This is a genomic window from Paraburkholderia sp. J10-1 (assembly GCF_905220165.1).
GTDB lineage: Bacteria > Pseudomonadota > Gammaproteobacteria > Burkholderiales > Burkholderiaceae > Paraburkholderia.
This window is the reverse complement of record NZ_CAJMYW010000006.1, coordinates 389,095-410,638: the sequence shown is the minus strand read 5'-3', so window position 1 is coordinate 410,638 and position 21,544 is coordinate 389,095. Positions and strand designations below refer to the sequence as shown.

20 protein-coding genes are annotated in these 21,544 nt (G+C 58.3%); 15 read left to right on the top strand and 5 right to left on the bottom strand.

The features are described 5' to 3' along the window. The first annotated feature begins 12 nt into the window (after positions 1–12). Both pdxA and rsmA read left to right on the top strand, forming a co-directional pair. Positions 13–1,035, top strand: a complete 1,023-nt coding sequence (pdxA, locus tag U5A65_RS21510; protein ID WP_321913684.1) for a 4-hydroxythreonine-4-phosphate dehydrogenase PdxA — start codon at positions 13–15, stop codon at positions 1,033–1,035. A 15-nt stretch (positions 1,036–1,050) separates the two neighbouring features. Continuing rightward, positions 1,051–1,878 carry a 16S rRNA (adenine(1518)-N(6)/adenine(1519)-N(6))-dimethyltransferase RsmA gene (gene rsmA / locus U5A65_RS21505; protein WP_233882891.1) on the top strand — a complete coding sequence of 276 codons (828 nt, stop codon included), beginning with the start codon at positions 1,051–1,053 and terminating at the stop codon, positions 1,876–1,878. 66 nt (positions 1,879–1,944) lie between these two features. Here rsmA and panE read toward each other — a convergent pair whose 3' ends face one another. After that, a complete protein-coding gene (panE, locus tag U5A65_RS21500) occupies positions 1,945–2,895 on the bottom strand; it encodes a 2-dehydropantoate 2-reductase (protein WP_321947287.1) in 951 nt (316 codons plus the stop codon). 155 nt (positions 2,896–3,050) lie between these two features. Between panE and gloA the strand changes: the two genes are divergently transcribed. From gloA to U5A65_RS21435, 13 genes are all read left to right on the top strand, one after another. Next, positions 3,051–3,437, top strand: a complete 387-nt coding sequence (gloA, locus tag U5A65_RS21495; RefSeq protein ID WP_321913686.1) for a lactoylglutathione lyase — start codon at positions 3,051–3,053, stop codon at positions 3,435–3,437. Positions 3,438–4,217: 780 nt separating this feature from the next. Further along, positions 4,218–5,570: an undecaprenyl-phosphate glucose phosphotransferase gene (locus U5A65_RS21490; RefSeq protein WP_321935014.1), complete on the top strand. Its 1,353-nt coding sequence runs from the start codon at positions 4,218–4,220 to the stop codon at positions 5,568–5,570. Between the two features lie 98 nt (positions 5,571–5,668). Further along, positions 5,669–6,853 carry a polysaccharide biosynthesis/export family protein gene (locus U5A65_RS21485; RefSeq protein WP_415765328.1) on the top strand — a complete coding sequence of 395 codons (1,185 nt, stop codon included), beginning with the start codon at positions 5,669–5,671 and terminating at the stop codon, positions 6,851–6,853. Continuing rightward, positions 6,850–7,293: a low molecular weight protein-tyrosine-phosphatase gene (locus U5A65_RS21480; protein WP_321935016.1), complete on the top strand. Its 444-nt coding sequence runs from the start codon at positions 6,850–6,852 to the stop codon at positions 7,291–7,293. The genes U5A65_RS21485 and U5A65_RS21480 overlap by 4 nt, the downstream gene beginning before the upstream one ends. A gap of 3 nt (positions 7,294–7,296) precedes the next feature. Continuing rightward, positions 7,297–9,507 (top strand): polysaccharide biosynthesis tyrosine autokinase, encoded by a 2,211-nt coding sequence (locus U5A65_RS21475; protein WP_321947284.1) that lies wholly within the window; start codon positions 7,297–7,299, stop codon positions 9,505–9,507. A 50-nt stretch (positions 9,508–9,557) separates the two neighbouring features. Next, on the top strand, positions 9,558–10,706 hold the full coding sequence (gene wecB, locus U5A65_RS21470) for a non-hydrolyzing UDP-N-acetylglucosamine 2-epimerase (protein WP_321947282.1): 1,149 nt from the start codon (positions 9,558–9,560) through the stop codon (positions 10,704–10,706). 28 nt (positions 10,707–10,734) lie between these two features. Further along, the gene (gene wecC, locus U5A65_RS21465; RefSeq protein ID WP_321947280.1) at positions 10,735–11,979 is read left to right on the top strand and encodes a UDP-N-acetyl-D-mannosamine dehydrogenase; all 1,245 of its coding nucleotides are present in this window, start codon (positions 10,735–10,737) and stop codon (positions 11,977–11,979) included. A gap of 31 nt (positions 11,980–12,010) precedes the next feature. Next, a complete protein-coding gene (locus U5A65_RS21460; protein ID WP_321947278.1) occupies positions 12,011–13,396 on the top strand; it encodes a lipopolysaccharide biosynthesis protein in 1,386 nt (461 codons plus the stop codon). Next, on the top strand, positions 13,300–14,517 hold the full coding sequence (locus tag U5A65_RS21455; RefSeq protein WP_321947276.1) for a glycosyltransferase: 1,218 nt from the start codon (positions 13,300–13,302) through the stop codon (positions 14,515–14,517). Before U5A65_RS21460 ends, U5A65_RS21455 begins: the two co-directional genes overlap by 97 nt. After that, positions 14,514–15,776 carry a VpsF family polysaccharide biosynthesis protein gene (locus U5A65_RS21450; RefSeq protein WP_321947274.1) on the top strand — a complete coding sequence of 421 codons (1,263 nt, stop codon included), beginning with the start codon at positions 14,514–14,516 and terminating at the stop codon, positions 15,774–15,776. The genes U5A65_RS21455 and U5A65_RS21450 overlap by 4 nt, the downstream gene beginning before the upstream one ends. Continuing rightward, the gene (locus tag U5A65_RS21445) at positions 15,773–16,882 is read left to right on the top strand and encodes a glycosyltransferase family 4 protein (protein ID WP_321947272.1); all 1,110 of its coding nucleotides are present in this window, start codon (positions 15,773–15,775) and stop codon (positions 16,880–16,882) included. The genes U5A65_RS21450 and U5A65_RS21445 overlap by 4 nt, the downstream gene beginning before the upstream one ends. Before the next feature lie 70 nt (positions 16,883–16,952). Continuing rightward, positions 16,953–17,705, top strand: coding sequence for a WecB/TagA/CpsF family glycosyltransferase (locus U5A65_RS21440; RefSeq protein WP_321947270.1), 753 nt, complete (start codon positions 16,953–16,955; stop codon positions 17,703–17,705). 7 nt (positions 17,706–17,712) lie between these two features. Then, entirely contained in the window at positions 17,713–18,486 is a 774-nt protein-coding gene (locus tag U5A65_RS21435) for a heparin lyase I family protein (RefSeq protein ID WP_321947268.1), read from the top strand. Positions 18,487–18,534: 48 nt separating this feature from the next. Here U5A65_RS21435 and U5A65_RS21430 read toward each other — a convergent pair whose 3' ends face one another. The 4 genes from U5A65_RS21430 to gmhB all read right to left on the bottom strand — a co-directional run bounded on the left by U5A65_RS21430 (position 18,535) and on the right by gmhB (position 21,514). Continuing rightward, entirely contained in the window at positions 18,535–18,945 is a 411-nt protein-coding gene (locus U5A65_RS21430; protein WP_321947266.1) for a serine O-acetyltransferase, read from the bottom strand. A 136-nt stretch (positions 18,946–19,081) separates the two neighbouring features. Continuing rightward, positions 19,082–19,969: a SprT family zinc-dependent metalloprotease gene (locus tag U5A65_RS21425; RefSeq protein ID WP_321947264.1), complete on the bottom strand. Its 888-nt coding sequence runs from the start codon at positions 19,967–19,969 to the stop codon at positions 19,082–19,084. Between the two features lie 178 nt (positions 19,970–20,147). Next, positions 20,148–20,909: a lysophospholipid acyltransferase family protein gene (locus tag U5A65_RS21420; RefSeq protein WP_321913699.1), complete on the bottom strand. Its 762-nt coding sequence runs from the start codon at positions 20,907–20,909 to the stop codon at positions 20,148–20,150. Positions 20,910–20,950: 41 nt separating this feature from the next. Further along, the gene (gmhB, locus tag U5A65_RS21415) at positions 20,951–21,514 is read right to left on the bottom strand and encodes a D-glycero-beta-D-manno-heptose 1,7-bisphosphate 7-phosphatase (protein ID WP_321913700.1); all 564 of its coding nucleotides are present in this window, start codon (positions 21,512–21,514) and stop codon (positions 20,951–20,953) included. Between the last annotated feature and the right edge of the window lie 30 nt (positions 21,515–21,544).

Sequence of the window (21,544 nt, the reverse complement as noted above, 5' to 3'; positions counted from 1 at the left end):
AGGGATCGAGCCATGAACGCCTCCGCATCGTCGTCGCCGGCTCCGCGGAGGGCGGGGCCGATCCGCATCGCCATCACCACGGGTGAACCGGCCGGCGTCGGCCCCGAACTGACCGCCGCCGCGCTGGCGGGCGCCTCGGCCCACTGGCCCGACGCGCAGTTCGTCGTCCTCGGCGACAGCGCGCTGCTCGAAGCACGCGCGAAAGCCGCGAGCGTCGACTGGGCCGCCGTGCTGGCGCACCAGCCTGTGCAGGTCGAGCATATCGCGCTCGCGACGCCAGCCAAGCCCGGCAAGCTCGACGCCGCCAACGGCCGCTATGTTCTCGCGCTGCTCGACCGCGCGATCGACGGCGCACTGGCGGGCGAATTCGACGCGATCGTCACCGCGCCGCTGCAAAAGAGCACCATCAACGACGCCGGTGTGCCCTTTACCGGCCACACCGAATATCTCGCCGAACGCACGCATACGCCGCGCGTGGTCATGATGCTGGCGGGCACCGGCGCGCGCCCGTTGCGCGTGGCGCTCGCCACGACGCATTTGCCGCTCAAGGACGTGTCGGCTGCGCTCACGGTCGAGGGGCTCGTTGAAACACTTGGCATCATCGATCATGACCTGCGTCATCATTTCGGCGTGCCGCTGCCGCGGATTCTGGTGACCGGCCTCAACCCGCATGCGGGCGAGAACGGCTACCTGGGGCGCGAGGAAATTGACACGATCTCGCCGGCGCTGGCCGCCGCCGCTGCGCAAGGTATTGACGCGCGCGGCCCTTACCCCGCCGACACGCTGTTCCAGCCGCGCTACCTGAAGGATGCGGACTGCGTGCTGGCGATGTTCCACGACCAGGGCCTGCCGGTCCTGAAATACGCGACGTTCGGCGAAGGCATCAACGTCACGCTCGGCCTGCCGATCGTGCGCACCTCGGTCGATCATGGCACTGCGCTCGACCTCGCCGGCACTGGCCGCGCGGACGCTGGCAGCCTGATCGCCGCCCTCGACACCGCCGTTTCGATGGCGCGCCACCGGCGCGCTATCTGATTGAATCCAGAGAAGATGTCCAACAGCAGCAGACAGCACCAGGGCCACTTCGCGCGCAAGCGCTTCGGCCAAAACTTCCTCGTCGACACGGGCGTGATCGACTCGATCGTCGACGTCATTCGCCCGCAGCGCGGCGAGCGCATGGTCGAGATCGGGCCCGGTTTGGGTGCGCTCACCGAGCCGCTCATCGAGCGCCTCGCCACGCCTGAATCGCCGCTGCACGCGGTCGAGCTGGACCGCGACCTGATCGCGCGCCTCACGAAGAAGTTCGGCCCGCTGCTCGAACTGCACGCGGGAGACGCGCTCGCGTTCGACTTCGGCTCGCTCGCGGCGCCGGGCGAGAAGCCCTCGCTGCGCATTGTCGGCAATCTGCCGTACAACATTTCGAGCCCACTGCTGTTTCACCTGACCACGTTTGCCGAGCGCGTGATCGACCAGCACTTCATGCTGCAGAACGAAGTGGTCGAGCGCATGGTGGCGGAGCCCGGCAGCAAGGCGTTCGGCCGTCTCACGGTGATGCTCCAGTACCGCTACGTGATCGACAAGCTCATCGACGTGCCGCCCGAATCGTTCCAGCCGCCGCCCAAGGTGGATTCAGCGATCGTGCGCATGATTCCCTACGCCCCGCACGAACTGCCGAAGGTGAACGATGCGCTGCTCGGCGAACTCGTGACGGCCGCCTTCTCGCAGCGCCGCAAGATGCTGCGCAATACGCTCAGCGATTACCGCGAACGCCTCGACTTCGACGCGCTCGGCTTCGATCTGGCGCGCCGCGCCGAGGAAGTGCCCGTTGAGGAGTATGTGAGTCTCGCGCAGGCGCTGGAAGGGGCAGGCGGCGCTTGATGAGCGCGCGATGCGCCGCCTTGCCGGTGCGTTAGCCGTTTTTCAGGCCGCTTCTCAGACCGCTTTTCAGGCCGCTTCGCTGCGCTGCGACTCGTAGGCCTTGAGTTGGCTATAGACGACACGCAGCACCGATAGCTCGTTCGATGCGTGCTGCACCGCGCCGCCGCGCCGGATCAGGTCGCCGAGCACGTGATCGGCCTCGATGCGCGAACCGTTCTGCACGTCGCGCAACATCGAGGCGGTGAGCGCCGAACCCTTGGCGAACAGCATCGAGCGTGAACGTTCGAGGAAGCTGTCGCGTACGGCGTGGCCATGTTCGGCTGCGATCGCGCGGCATTCGGCAAAGAGACGCTCGATGGTCGCGGCGCCGTCGGGCGTGGCGAGAATCACGCCAACGGGCGCACGGAAAAGACACGTGCTGCCCGCGAGCGACGCGAGAAACACCCACTTTTCCCACATTTCCTGAAGGATGTGATCGCTCGCCTTCACGTGGAAGCCGGCATTGCCGAACTGATCCGCTACGGCTTGCACGCGCGGCGAGACGCCGCCGCCGAGCTCGCCGAACGTGATGGCGTGCACATCGTTCAGATGCACGATCTCGCGTTTGTCGTTGAGCGTGGACGCGATCAGGCACACGCCGCCCAACACCCCCTGCGTGCCGAAGCGCGCCTGCAGGACTTCCAGATGGCGCATACCGTTGAGCAGCGGCAGGATCAGCGTGTTCGGCCCGACGGCAGCGGCGAACGAATCGATGGCGTTGTCGAGGTCGTAGGCCTTGCAGCTCAGCAATACGAGATCGAACGATTGGCCACCTTGCGACTCGAGCGCTTCGCGCGTGACGGTCTTGACGTCGCGCAGCGTGAGATCGCCCGCCGGACTGCGGATGACGAGGCCCGCTTCGCGCAGTTGCGCGGCGCGCGCCTCGCGTACCAGAAACGTCACGTCACGCCCCGCAGCCGCGAGCCGGCCGCCAAAATAGCCGCCCGTCGCACCCGCACCCACTACCAGAATTCGCATGTCTACTCCTAGTTGCTTGCGTATAGCGAAATTGCCGGGGGCAATTTCAGGATGGCGTTCATGCTAGAGCAAATCGGCGCATCTTGCCGGGCCCGGCAGGGCTGGCGCGTTTTTGGTACAGTCCGGTTTTTGACGACGGCAAAACGGAGTACACAATGCGCCTGCTGCACACGATGATCCGGGTCGGCGACCTCGATCGCTCGATCAAGTTCTATACCGAACTGCTCGGCATGAAACTGCTGCGCCGCGAAGACTACCCCGATGGCAAGTTCACGCTGGCCTTCGTTGGGTACACGGACGAGCGCGATGGCACGGTGATCGAGCTTACGCATAACTGGGATACGGCTTCCTATGATCTTGGGGCCGGATTTGGCCACCTGGCGGTTGAGGTGGATGATGCCTACGCCGCCTGCGCGAAGATCAAGGAGCAGGGCGGGACGGTGGTGCGTGAAGCGGGTCCGATGAAGCATGGGACCACGGTGATCGCGTTTGTGACCGATCCCGATGGTTACAAGATCGAGTTTATTCAGAGGAAGAAGTAAGGTAGTTTGTAGGGCGGCGTCGGAATTCTCTGGCGTCGCTGCTTAAAGCTCGTTGAGTTTTAAATCGAATTAACAGATGTCCGGCAATTAAAAAGAAAATATCGGATGATTTGTGAGAATTAAATATTTTTCATCTTTATCTCACGTGGGATACACGTGCGACCATTTGTCGATTGCACGAGTCATCATCTTTTTTTGATCGATCTCGCCTGTCGTCGCTGGGATGAAATATATCGATACAAATAATTTGCACTGCAAATTATGCGATATCAAGAACCCTCGTATCGCGCATCCAGTTGCTTTTCTCTAGTGGATTTGAGATTACTGGAATCCACGGTTGTGATCTCTTACGAGTCCATTTCGGACTCATCCTATATACGCAAAAGTAACGACGGTCGAAACTTTCTCCTCTGTCATTAAACAAGAAACGGACTCGACAAGGCGCTCCCATGCGAAAGCTGGTGCATGGGGAATCCCCCTTTAGGCTGGCAGCGCTGGGTGTGTTTATCCGCGCGAGCGTCTTCGAATTCATTGAGCGAGGGAGTGCAGCGTGCAGGGAAGCAACCAATTTTCGCGTCGTCCGTCTCTTATCTCCGGTGGATCCACGACGTGGCTGGACAGTTCACGAATAAACCTGCAGTAGCTGGCGGCGATCGGTGCACGCCAGCGTTGACAAACCACGTCCGAAGTGACGCGGCAATCAATTCATTCGTGGATACCTCAATGCATCTGCCCGCTCAAGGCCATCGCGCCACATCAGGGCGCCGCTCTGGCGCACTCATGCGCTTGCTTGACGTTATTGTGATCACAGTGTGCGCGTCTGCCGCCCTGCGGCTAGAGGCGACACCAGCTCAACCCGGCTATGACAACGCGCTAGTCGCGTTCGCGCTATTGGCGTCGGTATTCCTCTTCCCGCTCTTCGGTCTGTATCAGACCGTTCGCGGCCACATCTTCTGGCGCTGCGTTTGCGCGCCGGTTGCCGCGTTGGTGCTTGCGCTCGTAGTTGCGTTGCTGGTCGCGATCATTCTGCTAGAGCCGTATCGTCCGGCGGGCGACTGGTTCACGCGGTGGATGTGCCTCTCCGGTCTGGGCCTCGTGACTTGCCGGATCATCGGACGCTTCGTAGATCGGCGGCGGGAGGAGCAGGGCGCGCGCACACGCGCTGTCGCGATCGTTGGCAGCGGGGCGCACTGCCGCCACCTGCTGCGCAAGGTCGAAACCACGCCGAACTCAATCTACGCCGTCTCGACCATCTTCGACACCGGCCCGGAAATTGCCGCGGCACCGGGCGTCGTGCCTGCTTTTCGCGACCGGGAAGGTTTTGCCGATTTCGTGCGCCGTTATCACGTCGTTGAGGTCTGGCTTGCGTTGCCGCTCTCGGAAGAGCGCACGATTCTTCAATTCATCGATCTGTTTCGCAACGACCTCGTGAACATCCGGTTTGTTCCAGACGTCAGTGGCCTGGCGCTCTTCGAAGGCGAAATGGTCAACCTCGACGGCACGTCTGCGATCAATCTCGTGGGCTCACCGCTTTCGTCGGACGCCCTCGTTTCGAAGGACATTTTCGATCGCGTGTTTGCGTTGCTGGCCGTAATCGGGCTGGCTCCGATACTCGCGACCATCGCGCTTGCCGTGAAGCTTTCCTCGCCCGGGCCCGTGCTCTTCACGCAACGGCGCAAAGGGGCGAACGGCAAGATCTTCAACATATACAAGTTCCGCAGCATGCGGGCGCATGAAACGGCGCACGGCGTCGTCAAGCAGGCAACGCGTAACGATCCCCGCATTACGCGAGTTGGCGCTTTTCTGCGCCGCACGAGTCTCGACGAGCTGCCGCAATTCTTCAACGTACTGCGCGGCGAAATGTCGGTAGTCGGGCCGCGCCCACACGCCATCGAGCATGACGCGCTCTATCAAAACATCGTGGACGACTACGTTCACCGCTATCGCATCAAGCCGGGAATTACGGGCTGGGCGCAGGTGAACGGCTTTCGTGGCGAGACGGATTCAGTCGAGAAGATGCGGGGCCGCGTCGAACACGATCTCTATTACCTCAGCAACTGGTCCTTCGGGCTCGACATGCGCATCGTGGTCGCAACGATGTTCAAGGGACTGGTACATCGCAACGCGTATTGAATAGCTGGAATGTAGAAGTGGTGAAATCATTGACGAAACCGTTTGAGCGCACCCTGAGCGGGGCGCGGCGCACCGCTCCGCGCCTTGCGAGTGCGACTATGGCTGTTGCACTCTGCGCTGCGCTTGGCGCGTGCGCGGTTGCGCCTGGCATGCGCATGTCCCTGTCGAAGGGAAGCACCCAGACGCAGGCGCCCGCCGGGAACAGTTCCAACGCTGAGAGGTCGACGGCTGGGGGTGCAGCCGCTCCGACGACCGGCACGGCAGCACAGGTCGCCGATGCGACTTCCGCTACGCCTGAAGTGCCTGTTACCGAACTCAGCGTCGAGACAGTGAAGGGCCTTCAGGAAGCGCGCTTGAAGCAGCAGCAACAACAGGTCGAACTGCTATCGGCGGTGCCTCAGCCGTACACGATCGGCGCCGGCGACGTTCTGCAGATTGTTGTATGGGACCACCCGGAACTCGCAGCGGCCGTGGGCGGCACGCAGTCCCAGGCGTCCACGCGGCCGGGCGATCCGTTCTCCGGTTTCGTTGTCGACCAGGCGGGCGACCTGACGTTCCCCTACGCGGGAACGATGCACGTAGCAGGACTACGCACAGAGGAAGTGCAACGACGTCTTTCGGCATCGCTCGCTCGGTATTTTGTCAAGCCGCAGGTCACGGTGCGCATGGCTTCTTACCGCGCGCACGAAGTCTATGTGGACGGCGAAGTGCGCAACCCTGGCGTCGTCGCCGTGAACGATGTGCCCATGTCGCTCTATGAAGCCGTATCGCGAGCGGGCGGCTTTGCCGACACAGCCGATCAAAGTGACCTCGTGCTCGTGCGCGGCGGGCAATCTCACCGCATCAATCTGACGCAAATGGTGGCAAGCGGTCTAAGCCCATCCCGGCTGTATCTGAAACCCGGCGACATGCTGCGCGTTGTCGCACGCGACGAAAACGACGTCTACGTGATGGGCGAAGTCAACAAGCCGATCTCCGCCATCCCGCGCCGTACCGGCCGCATCACATTGGCCGACGCGATCGCGCAGGCGGGCAGCGTCAACTCGTCGACGGCCGATGCCGCTCAAATGTTCGTGATTCGCGGCGCGCTGAATGGTACGCCGGAAGTGTTCCACCTCGACGGACGTTCCCCGGTCGCCATGGTCGTAGCGAAAGAGTTTGATTTGCAACCGAAGGATGTCGTGTATGTCGACGGCAATGGCCTTGTCCGCTTCAACCGCGTACTGACGTTGCTGATTCCCGCCATCAATGCGGGCCTGACTGCGGGGTTGGTGGCGAAATGATCGAGCGTGTTCTGGTTGTCTGCGAAGGCAACATTTGCCGTAGTCCCTTGGCATGCGCCATGTTGGCGCACGCGCTCCCGGGCATCGGCTTTAGTTCGGCCGGGACGCATGCGCTCGTTGGCGAGGGCGCGGATCCGACCATTGCGCAACTGGCACTCGAACGTGGTGTACCGCTCGAGGGACACGTGGCTTCGCCATTGACGGACGAGCGCGTTCGCGGTGCAGACCTGATTCTCACCATGACGAAGTCACAGCGCGAGCAGATCGAGAACGCGTGGCCGTTTGCACGGGGAAAAGTCTTCAGGCTGATAGAGGGCGAGGGCATCGATATCGTCGATCCTTATCGCCGACATCGCGCGACATTCGACCTTGCGGTCGCACAGATCGAACACGGCGTTGCACATTGGCGCGACGTCCTTGCAGCACAGCAGCTTCATTGAATCATGACTCTTCTTAAGAAAAACGCGTCATCTGAAGCCGCAGACGACGAAATCGACCTTTCCGAATTGCTTGCCGTGCTTCGAGAGAACATCTCGTTGATCGGTATTGTTACCGCGATCGTCTTCGTGATCGGTGCGCTTTATGCTTTTCTCGGGACGCCTGTCTATCGCGCAGACGCGATGATTCAGGTGGACGACGATTCGGGCATGGGTTCCATCAACGAGAAGCTGGGCGACCTAGCCTCGCTGTTTCAGTCGAAGGCGACCGCCGACGCCGAGATCGAGTTGATTCGGTCGCGCATGGTCGTTGGGGAGACAGTTGAAAGGCTGCATCTGGATATCCGTGCGGTTCCTCATTACTTTCCCTTGATCGGCGCAGCCATTGCGCGTAGCCGCAACGTGACAGACGGGGGTATCCCCACTGCGGTGCTCGGCCTCGACAGTTTTGCCTGGGGTGGAGAACGAATCGGCGTCACGAAATTCGACGTACCGCAAGCGCTTCACGAGAAAAAATTCAAGCTGACGGCATTGGCCAACGAACGCTACGAATTGCGGGACTCAGATAACAACGTTGTGCTGACGGCGCATGTCGGTGAACTCGCTCATGGCGAGACGCCATATGGCCCAGTCGATTTGAACGTAACCTCGCTGCTCGCGCGCAGTGGAACACGTTTCGATTTGACGCGTTTCTCCACTCAGCTTACCGTCGCCGATCTGCAGAAAGCCCTCGACGTTGCCGAAAAGACGAAACAATCCGGCATTATCGGCGTGAAGCTGGACGGCGACGACGCGCCTCGCATCGTGGCTACGATCAACATGATCGCGAGCCTCTACGTGCAGCGCAACGTAGACCGCAAATCGGCTCAAGCACAACAGATGCTCGATTTCCTTGGCCAGCAGTTGCCTGAACTGCGCGCTGCACTCGATCAGTCTGAGGCTCGCTACAACGCGTTTCGAGAGAAGTCTGGTGCGATTGACCTCGACACACAGGGCAAGTTGCTATTGCAGTCGATCGTCGATTCAAAGACGCGCTTGACTGATCTACAGCAACAGCGCGCCGATCTCATCCAGCACTTTACGGCGTCACACCCTTCAATTGCGGCGGTGGATGCGCGGATTGCAGAACTCGAAAATCAGCAAGATCAGTATGAAAAGCAGGTAACGGCAATGCCAGAGACGCAGCAGCAAATGCTTCGCCTCCTGCGTGACGTGAAGGTCAACACAGACCTGTATATGAAACTGCTGGATAGCACGCAACAGTTACGCGTGTTGAAGGCTGGCCAACTTGGCAACGTGCGGACTGTCGACTACGCCGTTGTCCCCGAAAAACCGGTTCGCCCGTTGAAAATTCTGGTATTGCCGCTTGCGATCGTAGTCGGCTTGCTGCTGGGCTGCGCGATCGCGCTGGGTCGCCGCATGTTCAACCGTGGCCTGGAAAGCCCCGCTGAAATCGAGCACGCGGTAGATATTCCCGTCTACGCGATCATCTCGCACAGCGACAAGGAGCTGGCGCTGCGCCAATCGGTACGCCGCAATCCCACGAGACCCGGTGTTCTTGCCGCTGTATACCCGGATGACGTCGCAGTGGAAGGGCTGCGTAGTTTGCGCACCGCAATGCAATTCGGCGTGCTCAAGCCTGAGAACAACGTCGTCATGATTACCGGTCCGCGACCGGGTGTCGGCAAATCGTTTGTTTCCGTGAACCTCGCCACTGTCCTTGCAGCAGCAGGAAAGCGGATCTTGCTGATCGACGCGGACATGCGGCGTGGTGATGTGCACTCCTATTTTTCGATCAATAGCAAGCCTGGCTTCTCGGAAGTTCTTGTCGGACGTGACCCTAAGGATGTCATTCATCGCGAAGTATTGCCAAATCTCGACGTGATGATGTCCGGTTCGACCCCCGACCGGCCGGCTGAACTACTGGTCCGCGACAGGCTGGCGGTTGTGCTCAAGGCGCTCGCTTCGACCTATGACATGGTGATCGTCGATTCGCCACCCGTGCTGGCAGTCACGGATGCCGTTGTTATTGGCAAACATGCCGGAGCCACGCTGATGGTCGTGCGGCATGGCCGTCACTCTGCCGCGGAACTGCGCGAATGCACACGACAACTCTCGAGCGCGAACGTTGACGTGAACGGTCTGTTGCTCACGGATGTTCCCGGGCGCGGCGCATCTTACGGCGCTTACTCGAACTACAGCAAGAAACCGGACTGAGGCTATCGGCCATTGCGTGCGGCGCGCCATTTGATCAGGACACGGCATCGATGAAAAAAAATGTACTACTAACGTTTGGAACGCGACCGGAGGCGATCAAGATGGCGCCGTTGGTCAAGCGCCTTCAACGCGAGCCCGGCTTTCGATGCCAGGTTTGCGTGACGGGACAGCATCGCGAAATGCTGGATCAGGTACTTACGCTGTTCTCCATTCAGTCTGACTTCGATTTGAACATCATGAAGCGTGGCCAGGATCTGTACGACGTCACGACGGCCATTGTGACGGGCATGCGCGACGTGCTGGCGCAGGCACGACCGGATCTTGTGCTGGTACATGGCGACACGACTACAACAATGGCTGCAACGCTCGCCGCGTTCTACAACCGAACGCCGGTAGCGCACGTCGAAGCGGGATTGCGCACGGGAAATCTGCTCTCGCCGTGGCCGGAAGAGGCTAACCGCAAGTTGACCGGTGCGCTCGCTTCGCTCCATTTCGCGCCTACTGAAAAGGCGCGCGACAACCTCATACGTGAAGGCGTGCAGGCGCAAACAATCGTGGTGACGGGGAATACGGTGATCGACGCTTTGTTGCACGTGCGCGAGCGCCTGGCAACAGATGCGAGATTGCGTGCGGATGCTCAGCGCATGTTGCCGCAGCTTGATTCCTCGCGGCGCCTCGTCCTGGTCACGGGTCACCGCCGTGAAAGTTTCGGCGACGGGTTCGAGCGCATTTGTGCCGCGCTCGCGCAAATTGCGCGTACACGGCCGGACGTTGACGTCGTCTACCCCGTTCATCTGAATCCGAGTGTGCGCGAACCGGTTAATCGCCTGCTTACCGGCATTGCGAACGTGCATCTGATCGAGCCCCTCGACTACCTTCCGTTCGTCAGCCTCATGGACCGCGCGCATCTGATCCTGACCGATTCAGGCGGAATTCAAGAGGAAGCGCCGTCGTTGCGTAAGCCCGTTCTGGTGATGCGCGAAACAACCGAGCGCCAGGAAGCGGTCGATGCAGGTGTGGTCCGGCTCGTCGGTACTGACGTCCGCGCGATTGTAGAGGGCGTGACACACCTACTCGCAGACCACGCTGCGTACGCAGCGATGAGCCGGGGCGATAACCCCTATGGCGACGGGCGAGCGTGCGAGCGCATTGCAGTCACGTTGAACGATGGGTGGGCTGCTGCGGCGCGCGCAGCGTGAAGTTCCTTAGAACCAAATGATGGCTACTATGAATTTTGAAACGATTTCGGTTGTTGGTCTGGGTTATATCGGACTGCCCACGGCTGCGGCGTTCGCCGCTCGCCGCAAGAAGGTCATTGGCGTGGACGTCAACCAGCATGCGGTCGACACGATCAATCGCGGCGCCATTCACATTGTGGAGCCGGAACTCGACATGCTGGTGCACGCGGCGGTGTCGCAGGGCTATCTGCGGGCGACAACGAGTCCGGAACCGGCAGACGCCTTCCTTATTGCCGTGCCAACGCCGTTCTCTGATGGGCACAAGCCGGACCTTTCGTATATCGAAGCGGCCAGCCGTGCAGTTGCGCCGGTATTGAAGAAGGGCGACCTCGTTGTGCTCGAATCGACCTCACCAGTTGGCGCGACCGCAAAGATGGCGGATTGGATGGCCGAGATGCGGCCGGACTTGACCTTCCCGCAACAGATGGGAGATGCGTCTGATGTTCGCATTGCGCATTGCCCTGAGCGCGTGCTCCCGGGACACGTGATTCGGGAACTGGTTGAGAACGACCGGGTAATCGGTGGCATGACGCCGCGCTGCAGCGAGGCGGCGCAGGAACTCTACGAGGTGTTTGTGCGCGGACAATGCATTGTGACCGATGCGCGGACTGCGGAAATGTGCAAGCTCACGGAAAACTCGTTCCGGGACGTGAATATCGCGTTTGCGAACGAACTCTCGCTGATTTGCGATCGGCTGGATATCAATGTGTGGGAGCTTATCAAGCTGGCGAACCGACATCCGCGCGTGAATATTCTGCAACCGGGTCCGGGGGTGGGTGGGCATTGCATTGCTGTTGATCCGTGGTTCATTGTCGACTCTGCTCCCGAGCAGGCGCGACTCATTCGCGCCGCGCGCATAGTGAACGATGACAAACCGCATTGGGTGGTTGAGCGCGTGGAGCGTGCTGCAAAGCGCTTTCGGGAGCCGGTGATCGCGTGTCTGGGGCTCGCGTTCAAGGCGAATATCGACGACCTGCGCGAAAGCCCTTCAGTTGAGATCGCGAAAGAACTTGCCGAGCGGTTCCCTGGGCAAGTCGTCGCCGTGGAGCCGAATATTCGCGCTCTCCCAGCTGAACTCGAAGGTCGCCTTGGGCTTTGCGATTTGCGAAGCGCGATGGCTGAAGCGGACGTGATCGTCATTCTCGTAGATCATGCGCAGTTCAAGCAGTTCGATCCGGTTCGATTGCAGGCGAAGGTGGTGATTGATACACGTGGGGTGCTGGCGCGTGGCTAGGAAGGGTCTTGGGCTGACAGCGGGCTATGCGATGTCGCTTGTTGGTGGCGTGCTTTCGTTGACGATTTACGCGCGGATCCTTGGCCCGCAGACCTATGGCCGCCTCGCGGTCTACCTTGCACTTATTGAGGCATTTCAGGGCGTCTGTTTTCAGTGGCACAGGCTTGCTCTGGTCCGGTACTGGGATGCATCTGGGGAAAGCGAGGCGGATTCGTATCTCGTTACCAGTCACGTGACATGGATAGTTATCGCATTGGTCGGAACGGTCGGTTGGCTCGTTGCATTACTGCTGCTCGATGGATCCCGTGTGGAATGGGCGATGGTCGCCATCGTCGCACTCGCCAAGAGTGCTGCGCTGTATGCGCAGGAGATTGCTCGCGTGTCAGGAGCGGTACTGCGCTACGCCCTGGCCTCATTGCTGCTCACTGTCGGTGCAACGTTAGCGGGGATAGCCGCATGGTCGACCACCCATTCCATGTCCCTGACATTGTGCGCAACCGCCGCGATTTTCGTCCTCCAGACCGCGCTGTGTGCGTATGACCGTATTGCTGCATTCCAGCGTGCCCACTTCGAGATGGCGAAGCTACGAACGATGCTGCGGTATGGCTTGCCGCTCGTACCGGTGTTTCTCGCGACGACAGCGCTTACGCGCATCGACAGGCCGATCCTTTCCGCGTTCAACAATGCGGAGGTTGTTGGCATCTACGCGGCAGCGAGCGGCTTGGTGACCAACGCAATCTCTGCGGCGTGTCTGCTTGTTGTGACACCCGCTTATCCGTGGTTGTTAAGGGAAAGGATGAGCCGCTCCGAATCGGGTCACCGTACATTGCATTCCCAGATAGGTTCGCTGACCCTGGCCGGCATGCTTGCGATCTGCATCACGTTCTTTCTAGCGCGGGACATTGCGCTTCCTCTCCTGCTTGGTCACGCAATAGGAGTCGCAGCTGAGCCTCTGGTTTTCCCGCTTCTTACGATTGCCGTCATCAGTGCATTTCGCATGCATTTCTTCGATCAGGCGTATCACCTGCACGCTCAGACAAGAATATTAATGATGATAAATATATCGACACTCTTCGTGGCGGTGTGCGCGGTTTATATTGGTGCCCGTTTCGGCGGTCTACGCGGGCTGCTAACGGGACTGTTGATTGCCAACGTATTTTCGCTTGGTGTGAGCGCGATGTTTGCTCGGGCATTGGTTGATATGAAGCGAATAATGACCAGCGGGATACTTCTCGTGGGTATCGCAGGCGTCGCTGCATGGTGTGGGAGTGTTTCGAGGTTTGCGTTGACTCATCTACCTCATTCGAACGTCTGGGGCACGTGTATTTCAACTGTTGTTGGCATCGTGCTGTTTGCTGGAATGTATTTTGGTGGAAACATCGGTTCGATTCGTTGCGCTTTGAAGGGGCGGCTGTGATACAGAATAGTGAAGTAATCTTTCATATTCCGCACCTGTCGGGGGGCGGAGCAGAGCGTGTCGCCGTAGAGGTTGCCCGGCATTTTCTGTCGAGAGGCGTCACGGTAGTTTTCTTCATTCACAGTGAGCAACGTGCGTACGCGCTGCCTGATGGAATCAAGACTTTTGTGGCGCGCCACACTGGCCATGTTGGCCGACTTCGGGAATTCAGGGCAATGATCAGCGATAGGAAGCCTGTTGCTGTATTGTCCTTTATGCCTTACGCAAATCTGATCTCGTTGTGTGCGAATGTTGGTCGACGGAGAAAGACGCGCCTGGTTATCAGCGAGCATCTGACCGTAGTGGGCGAGGGCAATACCGGTCTGATGGGTAGATGCAAGCAGGTATTAAGACGTTACCTGTATCAAATGAGTGACGTTATCGTGGCGGTATCCGGTGGCGTCGCCGACGATCTCCGATCCATGCTCGTCGGTCGGGTTAATGAAAAGATCACCGTCATATACAACCCGTGCTTTATTCCCAATGAAATCAGGAATGTGCCCGGAACTTCCGGGACAGGCAAGACGGTTCTGGCTGTCGGCCGTCTATGCCGAGACAAAGGTTTCGACGTCCTGATTCGGGCATTCGCTCAGGTTCGACTGAGCATTGCCGATGTCAGACTGACTATTGCAGGGGAGGGACCGAACAGGCAGGAACTGGAGAGTTTGATTGACGAACTAGGGTTATCGAATTGCGTGAGCCTGCCGGGCTTTACGGATAATATTCACAGCCTCTATCGCGGTGCAGATCTGTTCGTATGCTCTTCCCGACGTGAAGGGTTCGGAAATGTCATTGTCGAGGCAATGTCATTTGGATTACCTGTTGTTGCGACAAGGTGTCCGCACGGTCCAGAAGAGATTCTCACGAATGGTCAGTACGGTCTTCTCGTCGGCGTAGACGATGTGCGAAGCCTTGCGAACGCAATGGTTGAATCGTTGACCTCGGCAGGTGATCCGCAGATGCAAATTGCCCGTGCGCGGGAGTTTTCTTTAGAAGAGATTGGGAACCGTTACCTGGAACAGGTCGGCCTCTCAGTACTGGCCGACGAAAGTAAGCGTGCAAGAGCGGGTAATTTGACATGAAGTTCTCCAGGTCGAGGTGCCTCTCGGGTTTATTCACCTTGGCGGTGACGCTCGCTCTGTTCGTCGGTGGAGCTGCTCTTAACTATCTTGGGCTGAACTATTCTGGTGACGAAAGCGCTTCGGGTATGAAGATTCACCCATACGTAATAGTTACCTTGATCAGCTTGCTTATGCTCAGCGTCTCCATTGAGCAGTCTCATTCGAAGATCTCAGATAGGCGATTTCGCGTTCCGGCCATTTGCTCGATCGTCGTGATTGGTATTCTCATTTTCAGGTCAATGGGAAGCGGGCGACAATCGTTAGGATTTGCTGTCGACACGCTGGTATCAGCTCTCTGGGCCGCAGCGATTGTTCCATTCCTGAAAGAGAAGACGGCAAGGCGAGTCTGGACGTTGGGATTCGTGTTTGTATTCGTGGAATGCACGATGGCAATCATCGAAGTCGTGACTGGAACCGAATTCATTCCGATTGACACATGGTATGGGGGTTACTTCCGCGCGACCGCACTCCATGGGCATCCATTGAATAACGCACTGGTTCTGGTAACGGTGGCAGTTTCGCTTCAGTTGAGCGCGACGAGAAGGACGTCGGTCGCCATTTTTCTTCTGACAATCGGCGCCCTATCGGCGTTTGGCGCAAGAGGCGCACTGGCCGTTTACCTGCTGACAAATGCAATCTGGTTTGCCCGTTTTGGATTGAAATCTGCTGGACGGATGTCGATCGTCCTGCTGGGTATTCCGGTAGTCCTGACAATACTCGGCTGGGTATTGCTCTCCGGGGCACTTGGCGATCGCATCGCGAATGTGGGTGCCTATGACGATAGCTCCGGTGTTCGTCTCCAATCGATCCAGATGCTCCAAGGCCTGAACTGGGGCAATCTGATTGCGGGCACGGACCCCGACCAGGTCCTCAGGATTATGGAGAATGCCAACGTCAGTGTTATCGAGAATTTTCTGGTGGCGTACATCTTCATGTTTGGCCTCGCATGCACGCTACTGCTATTCCTGTGCTTCTGGGTCAGCGCAAAGGGACTGTCACGTCTTTGGGGCCATGGATCGGCCGGGACAGTTTGGGCGATCTTCACAATATTCGCGGCGACTGCCTTGACGAACAACTCCCTGGTGACAAAGACGCCGGCACTATACCTGTGCGTCGTATTTGCGTGGGCAGCAGCATACATCCGAGAGGCACACAAATGTCCAGCGTCAGAGATGAAATCGCCGGTGGAGAGCAGGTATGTCGGCGGATGGCAAAGATGACGAACGAACCTTCGAAGAAGCGCTTAAGAGTGCTCCAGATTGGACCAGACAGGCTGGCACGCGGCGGAATTGCATCATTGCTTCACGCAATGGGTGAGAACGCGGCGTCGTTCGAAAACATGGGTGTTGAGCTCCAGTTCGTAGGTACGACGCGGCCTGGTAGCAGTGGAGTATTTCACAAAGCGACCGCATTCGTGCATGCGGTCTGCCACGTAGTACGGGTGCTTGCGAAATCGGAAGTCGATGTAGTGCATATTCATGCCGCACTCAAGGGATCACTGATCAGAAAAACTATGTTTGCGTGGATCTGCATTCTGTTCAGAGCGCGATACGTTTTTCAGATACACAACGGAGGATTCTTCGATCGCTATCCAGAGATAGCAAGTCCAGGCCGCTTCTTTGTACGCATTGCTTTGCATCGCGCAGAATACGTGATCGTGCTTTCACGTTACATGCGGGAGCTCGCCCTGAAGGTGGGCACAGTATCTGCGGATCGATGTGTAATTATATACAACGGAATCGCGGACCCGGTTCATGGACAGTTGCCGTTAGTGGAAAAGCACGCCGGCGCCACGAAGATTGTTTTTCTCGGTTTGATATCGGAGGCAAAGGGAGTTCCAACGTTGTTAGAGGCCGTTGAAATTCTCGGAGATAGGGTTGGGGAGTTCTCCCTCACCGTCTATGGTACCGGCGACATTCTCGCTTTCGAGAAGGAACTGACGTCGCGTGGATTGAATAAGACCGTCACATACGGCGGCTGGATTGGCGGAAAAGAAAAAATATCGGTGCTTTCGAGTGCTGATATTTTTGTACTGCCGTCAAGAAGTGAAGGATTTTCCGTTGCTGTGCTAGAGGCTATGGCACATGGTCTGCCGATTATATCCACGTCGATACCTGGCGTCGTCGATGCGGTGCGAAATCATATTGAAGCCGTGCTTGTGGCACCCGGCGACGCTGCGGCATTGGCCGTTGCAATAAGAAAACTGCTCAAAGATCCGGATGCTCGAATACGAATGGGTGTTGCTGCGCGTCGCCGCTACCTTGAGTATTTCACCATGGAAAAGATGGCTGCTGAGCTAAGCGAAATTTACGCATTGTGCGTATAGCATAGCTCGGGAGTTCATTTAAGGATTTGATTTCGCCAGCATTGTCCATCTAATTATTGAGAGTAGATGAATGATTAAGAGAATCACCCTGTTTTCGTGCCCGATGGACGCCGCATCAATGGATGACACGGTAGATTGGATTGCAGATCGGACAAATCGTAGGCAGTTCACTCAGCACGTTGTGGTAAATGTCGCGAAACTGGTGAATATGAGAAGTGACGCCAGTCTTTCGGAGTCCGTTCGAAGCTGCGATTTAATAAACATCGACGGCATGGGGGTGGTTTGGGCAGCGCGTCTGTTGGGACACGTTGTCCCGGAGCGGGTGGCTGGCGTTGATCTTTTTGAGCGGCTGGTCGCAATGTCGGCTGAGCGGAGCTTTCCGGTGTTCTTCCTTGGCGGGACGGAGGAAGTGGTTGCGAGGGTATGTGCAAAATTGAAGGCACAGTTTCCAGCGTTGAAGGTAGCGGGTTATCACCATGGCTATTTCTGGGACGACGAACAAAAAATGGTCGAAAGTATTCGCGAGTCGGGCGCGAGGCTGCTCTTCGTCGCAATATCGTCACCCAAGAAGGAAACGTTTATTGAGCGCTGGAAGGAGCAACTTGGTGTCGATTTTGTGATGGGTGTTGGCGGCACGTTTGATGTTATTGCGGGAAAGGTTCGCCGGGCTCCGAAATGGATGCAGATGGCCGGCATGGAATGGCTGTTCAGAGTAATTCAGGAGCCGCGCAGGATGTGGAGACGATATCTGATTACGAACAGTAAATTCGTGTTAATGCTCATCAAAGCACGGATTGCAGCCACACTCGGGTCCACTGTCTAACACAACCATGAGAAAGATACTGACGCGCGTGGGGATGTTTGTTGCTGTCTGCATGAGTACGGCTTGCTCTTCGCAGATCACTGGTGCTGACGGTTACGAAAGCCTGTACGGCAGCACATGGGCGCAAGGCATTGACCCACGCTTAGTTATTCAGGCTCCGCGTGACGCGATTTCGACTGTTGAAAGCCCGGTGTTTCATGAGCGGGTGATGAGGGTCACCATCCATCGATCAGACGATTTTCACAGTGTTGCGAACGGGACGCCGCGTGGAGAACTCGCATTCAACCGGATTTTCCACTTTGAGCCCGATCAGTTGTACCAAATCACCTGGTCAACCGCGCTCCCTCAGAACTACCAATTCGATTCCCAGCAGCCTGAGTTATTCACGCAGATATTGCAAGGACCGGAGGGTGGCATTGGTCCTCCGCCATTTTCTATTCGCTTTGTGAATGGGCGTTACCAGGTGGAAATTCGAAATGCAGCCAAGGCCGCCCCGCGGATATTTGTATTCGGTAATCCGTCGACAGACCGGGGTAAGGCGATACATTGGGTCCTGAACTATCGGCCGGATCATGCAGGCAAGAATGCTCTAACAGATTTGTCGATGAACGGTGTTAGTGTCGTTCACTGCGAAGGGTGTGGGAATGCTTATGCCAACGACCAGGCAGCCTACCTGAAAATGGGAGTTTATAAATGGTGGTGGCAGTCCAGGCCGTCTGACGTTAGCGAACGGACAATTTTTTTTGGAAATGTTGAGGTCAAACGTTTCCTGGCGAGATAGCGCAATTTAGAGAGAAGTGGGATGCTTCTCTCTACGTAGTTTTTACTTCTACATGATCGGTCGCGCCGGTATGCCAACAACCGTTGTTTGCTGTGCAACATCTGCAAGCACGACGGAATTTGCACCAATAACTGCACCTCGACCGATACGGACATCGCCAAGGATACAGGCGCCAGCGCCAATGGTGACGTCGTCTTCGATGACAGGAGCGCCCGGTTTTCCTCTGCCCTTACCACCAATGACGACGTTGGGTGAGATGATGATGTTGGATCCGAGGCGCGCATTCTTATGAACGACGATACCAAGGCCCTGATAACCGAATGTGACGTTCTTTCCGACCTCTACCGAAGGTGGCAACGATACCGAGAAAAGGATGCGGTTCACGATCTTCAGGAGCCACGGCAAAACAGGAATTCGCAACTTAAAAAGTAGATGGGCCAACCGATAAATATAGATCACCGTAACACCAGAGAGGGGGAGGAGAGAGACGTTAACGTCTCACGAGGCGCGGTCGCGATTCAATAATACTGCTCCTAATTTTGCGTTCGGTTACGCGTCGTCAGCCAACGTATCGAGAAAATCACGTTGTTCTGCGTCACATCTCCACCGGATGCTGCTTCAATTGCTTCCTGGCTTCCCGAAACTCCGGAAAAATCGACTCCACCGTCTGCCAGAACCGCGGACTATGATTCATCTCACGCAAATGCGCGAGCTCGTGCGCAACGACATAGTCCACCACCGAAAGCGGAAAATGAATCAACCGCCAGTTCAAGCGAATCCTGCCCTCGCTTGAACAGCTCCCCCACCGTGTGGCAGCCGAAGAAAGCGCATAAGACCGAAACGTAACCCCAAGCCTGTCGGCATAAACAGCAAGCCGCTCACCAAAAATCCTTGTCGCTTCACCCTGAAGCCACCCAGTCACGCGATCCTTGATCTGCTGCGCGTCAGCATGCGGCGGCAACGGCAACGCAAGAACACGAGTCGCTTCATCAAACGCAAGCAAGGAAGCCCCAAGCCTCACCGTAATCGGTTTGCCAAGAAAAGGCAGTTCAGCCCCATCGCGCCATTCCACGCGCGGCAACGCGCGTTGCTCCGTGCGCGTTTGCCACTCCGCGAGCTTCGCAAAAATCCACCGCTGCTTCTCAGCGATAGCGGTCTCAATATCGGCAATCGTGACCCATCTGGGCGCAGTGATGCTAAGCCCCGTTCCATCGATCACAAACCCAATCGATTTACGCGAAGAGCGCTTGAGCCGGTAATGCAGCGTGCGCGCGCCAAGCGCGACAGTACGCAGACGCGTGCCATCGGGCGCGAGCGGTGCCTTGCCGGGCTTTTCAGGCGATAGCAAAGGAGCGGGCTGCGGAGTGAGTGAGGGAGAGGACACATCAGGCGCCACAACAGGCGCCGGTTCAGCGAAGAGCGGCAAGTCGAGCTGCCGGTTGTCGAGTGCCGCGTTTGGGCGCGGCGTGGGGGACTTCTGCATCGTCAGGCCTGGTGCTGATGGGCGTGCGCGGCGTGGGCGTTTGCCGCTTTTCGCGGGGCGCGTGCGTGGAGCTTCTGGCTCAATGTTGCGCGGCGAGTTCAGCCGCGCGCCGAGCAGCGCCAGCACCCGCGCGCCAACCCTGCGTGCAACGCGAGCCAGTACGTCAAGCGCCGACGCCTCAAATCCCCGCTGCTTTCGCCGCTGCGCCATCCGTTTCGCGATACGCCTCAGGATCAATACGTCGCATTTCCGCTTCGATCCACTGTTCCACGCGCGTGTTCACTTCGTCGGGCGTGAGTCCGGTCGTCTCGATCGGCTTGCCGATCGACACCGTGACTATACCCGGATATTTAATGAACGAGTTTCGCGGCCAGACGTGGCCCGCGTTGTGCGCGATCGGCACCACGGGCGCGCCCGTTTCAATGGCAAAGCGAGGGCCGCCGGTCTTGTACTTGCCCTGCTTGCCCACCGGTATGCGCGTGCCTTCAGGGAACATGATCACCCAGGCGCCTTCGGCCATGCGCTGCTTGCCCTGGCGTATCACCGAGGTGAAGGCGTTCTTGCCTTCCTTGCGGTTGATGTGAACCATCTTCAGCATGCCGAGCGCCCAGCCGAAGAACGGCACGAACAGCAGCTCGCGCTTGAACACATAGCACAGCGGTCGCGGCATGAGCGCAGGGAACGCCAGCGTTTCCCATGCGGACTGGTGCTTCGAGAGCAGCACGGCCGGCCCGTTGGGCAGGTTCTCCATGCCTTCGATACGGTAGCGAATGCCATTGAGGTGGCGCGCGACGAACAGCGTGGAGCGGCACCAGCCCACGGCCATCCAGTAGCGTCGCGTCGCGTTCAGGAACGGGAACGCGATAAAGCACGCCGTTGCGTACGGCATCGTGTAGACGATGAAGTAGATGAACAGCAGCAGGGAGCGGAGAAAGCGCATCAGTCGAGCCGGGTTAATGTACGCGGGAACTGTCTGCGCCTTCACGCAGTGGCGTTCGCGAGAAAATCGAGCGCGAAAGCGCGCAGGTCGTCGTGGATCATCGTGCCTTCAGGCAAGCCGCCGGCGGCGAGCGTTTTCTCGCCTTTGCCCGAGCGCACGAGGTGGGTGCGAAAGCCGAGCGCCGCGCCCGCTTGCAGGTCGCGCAGCGAGTCGCCCACCACCGGAGTATCGGCGGGCTCGATCTCGAAGCGCTCTGCGATCATCTTGAGCATGCCCGGCAGCGGCTTGCGGCACTCGCAATGGTCCTGGGCCGTGTGCGGGCAGAAGAACACGGCGTCGATGCGCCCGCCCACGGCCGCGGCCTGGCGGTGCATCTTCGCGTGCATGGCGTTGAGCGCGGCCATGTCGAACAGTCCGCGCCCAATGCCCGACTGGTTCGACGCCACCGCGACGCGATAGCCCGCCTGGTTCAGGCGCGCGATCGCTTCGAGGCTGCCGGGAATCGCGATCCATTCGTCCGGCGACTTGATGAACGCGTCGGAGTCGACGTTGATCACGCCGTCGCGGTCGAGGATCACGAGTTTTCTGGTGGTGCTGTTCGGCATGGCGTCTTGCTCAGTTCCGCTTTTTTCCGC

Excerpts from the sequence above, each read along its gene's own strand:
- wecB (WP_321947282.1), top strand. The coding sequence starts at position 9,558 with ATGAAAAAAAATGTACTACTAACGTTTGGAACGCGACCGGAGGCGATC.
- wecC (WP_321947280.1), top strand. The coding sequence starts at position 10,735 with ATGAATTTTGAAACGATTTCGGTTGTTGGTCTGGGTTATATCGGACTG.
- U5A65_RS21435 (WP_321947268.1), top strand. The coding sequence starts at position 17,713 with ATGAGAAAGATACTGACGCGCGTGGGGATGTTTGTTGCTGTCTGCATG.
- U5A65_RS21445 (WP_321947272.1), top strand. The coding sequence starts at position 15,773 with ATGACGAACGAACCTTCGAAGAAGCGCTTAAGAGTGCTCCAGATTGGA.
- U5A65_RS21480 (WP_321935016.1), top strand. The coding sequence starts at position 6,850 with ATGATCGAGCGTGTTCTGGTTGTCTGCGAAGGCAACATTTGCCGTAGT.
- U5A65_RS21450 (WP_321947274.1), top strand. The coding sequence starts at position 14,514 with ATGAAGTTCTCCAGGTCGAGGTGCCTCTCGGGTTTATTCACCTTGGCG.
- gmhB (WP_321913700.1), bottom strand. The coding sequence starts at position 21,514 with ATGCCGAACAGCACCACCAGAAAACTCGTGATCCTCGACCGCGACGGC.
- U5A65_RS21490 (WP_321935014.1), top strand. The coding sequence starts at position 4,218 with ATGCGCTTGCTTGACGTTATTGTGATCACAGTGTGCGCGTCTGCCGCC.
- pdxA (WP_321913684.1), top strand. The coding sequence starts at position 13 with ATGAACGCCTCCGCATCGTCGTCGCCGGCTCCGCGGAGGGCGGGGCCG.
- U5A65_RS21420 (WP_321913699.1), bottom strand. The coding sequence starts at position 20,909 with ATGCGCTTTCTCCGCTCCCTGCTGCTGTTCATCTACTTCATCGTCTAC.
- U5A65_RS21475 (WP_321947284.1), top strand. The coding sequence starts at position 7,297 with ATGACTCTTCTTAAGAAAAACGCGTCATCTGAAGCCGCAGACGACGAA.
- U5A65_RS21425 (WP_321947264.1), bottom strand. The coding sequence starts at position 19,969 with ATGCAGAAGTCCCCCACGCCGCGCCCAAACGCGGCACTCGACAACCGG.
- U5A65_RS21460 (WP_321947278.1), top strand. The coding sequence starts at position 12,011 with ATGTCGCTTGTTGGTGGCGTGCTTTCGTTGACGATTTACGCGCGGATC.
- rsmA (WP_233882891.1), top strand. The coding sequence starts at position 1,051 with ATGTCCAACAGCAGCAGACAGCACCAGGGCCACTTCGCGCGCAAGCGC.
- gloA (WP_321913686.1), top strand. The coding sequence starts at position 3,051 with ATGCGCCTGCTGCACACGATGATCCGGGTCGGCGACCTCGATCGCTCG.
- panE (WP_321947287.1), bottom strand. The coding sequence starts at position 2,895 with ATGCGAATTCTGGTAGTGGGTGCGGGTGCGACGGGCGGCTATTTTGGC.
- U5A65_RS21485 (WP_415765328.1), top strand. The coding sequence starts at position 5,669 with ATGGCTGTTGCACTCTGCGCTGCGCTTGGCGCGTGCGCGGTTGCGCCT.
- U5A65_RS21440 (WP_321947270.1), top strand. The coding sequence starts at position 16,953 with ATGATTAAGAGAATCACCCTGTTTTCGTGCCCGATGGACGCCGCATCA.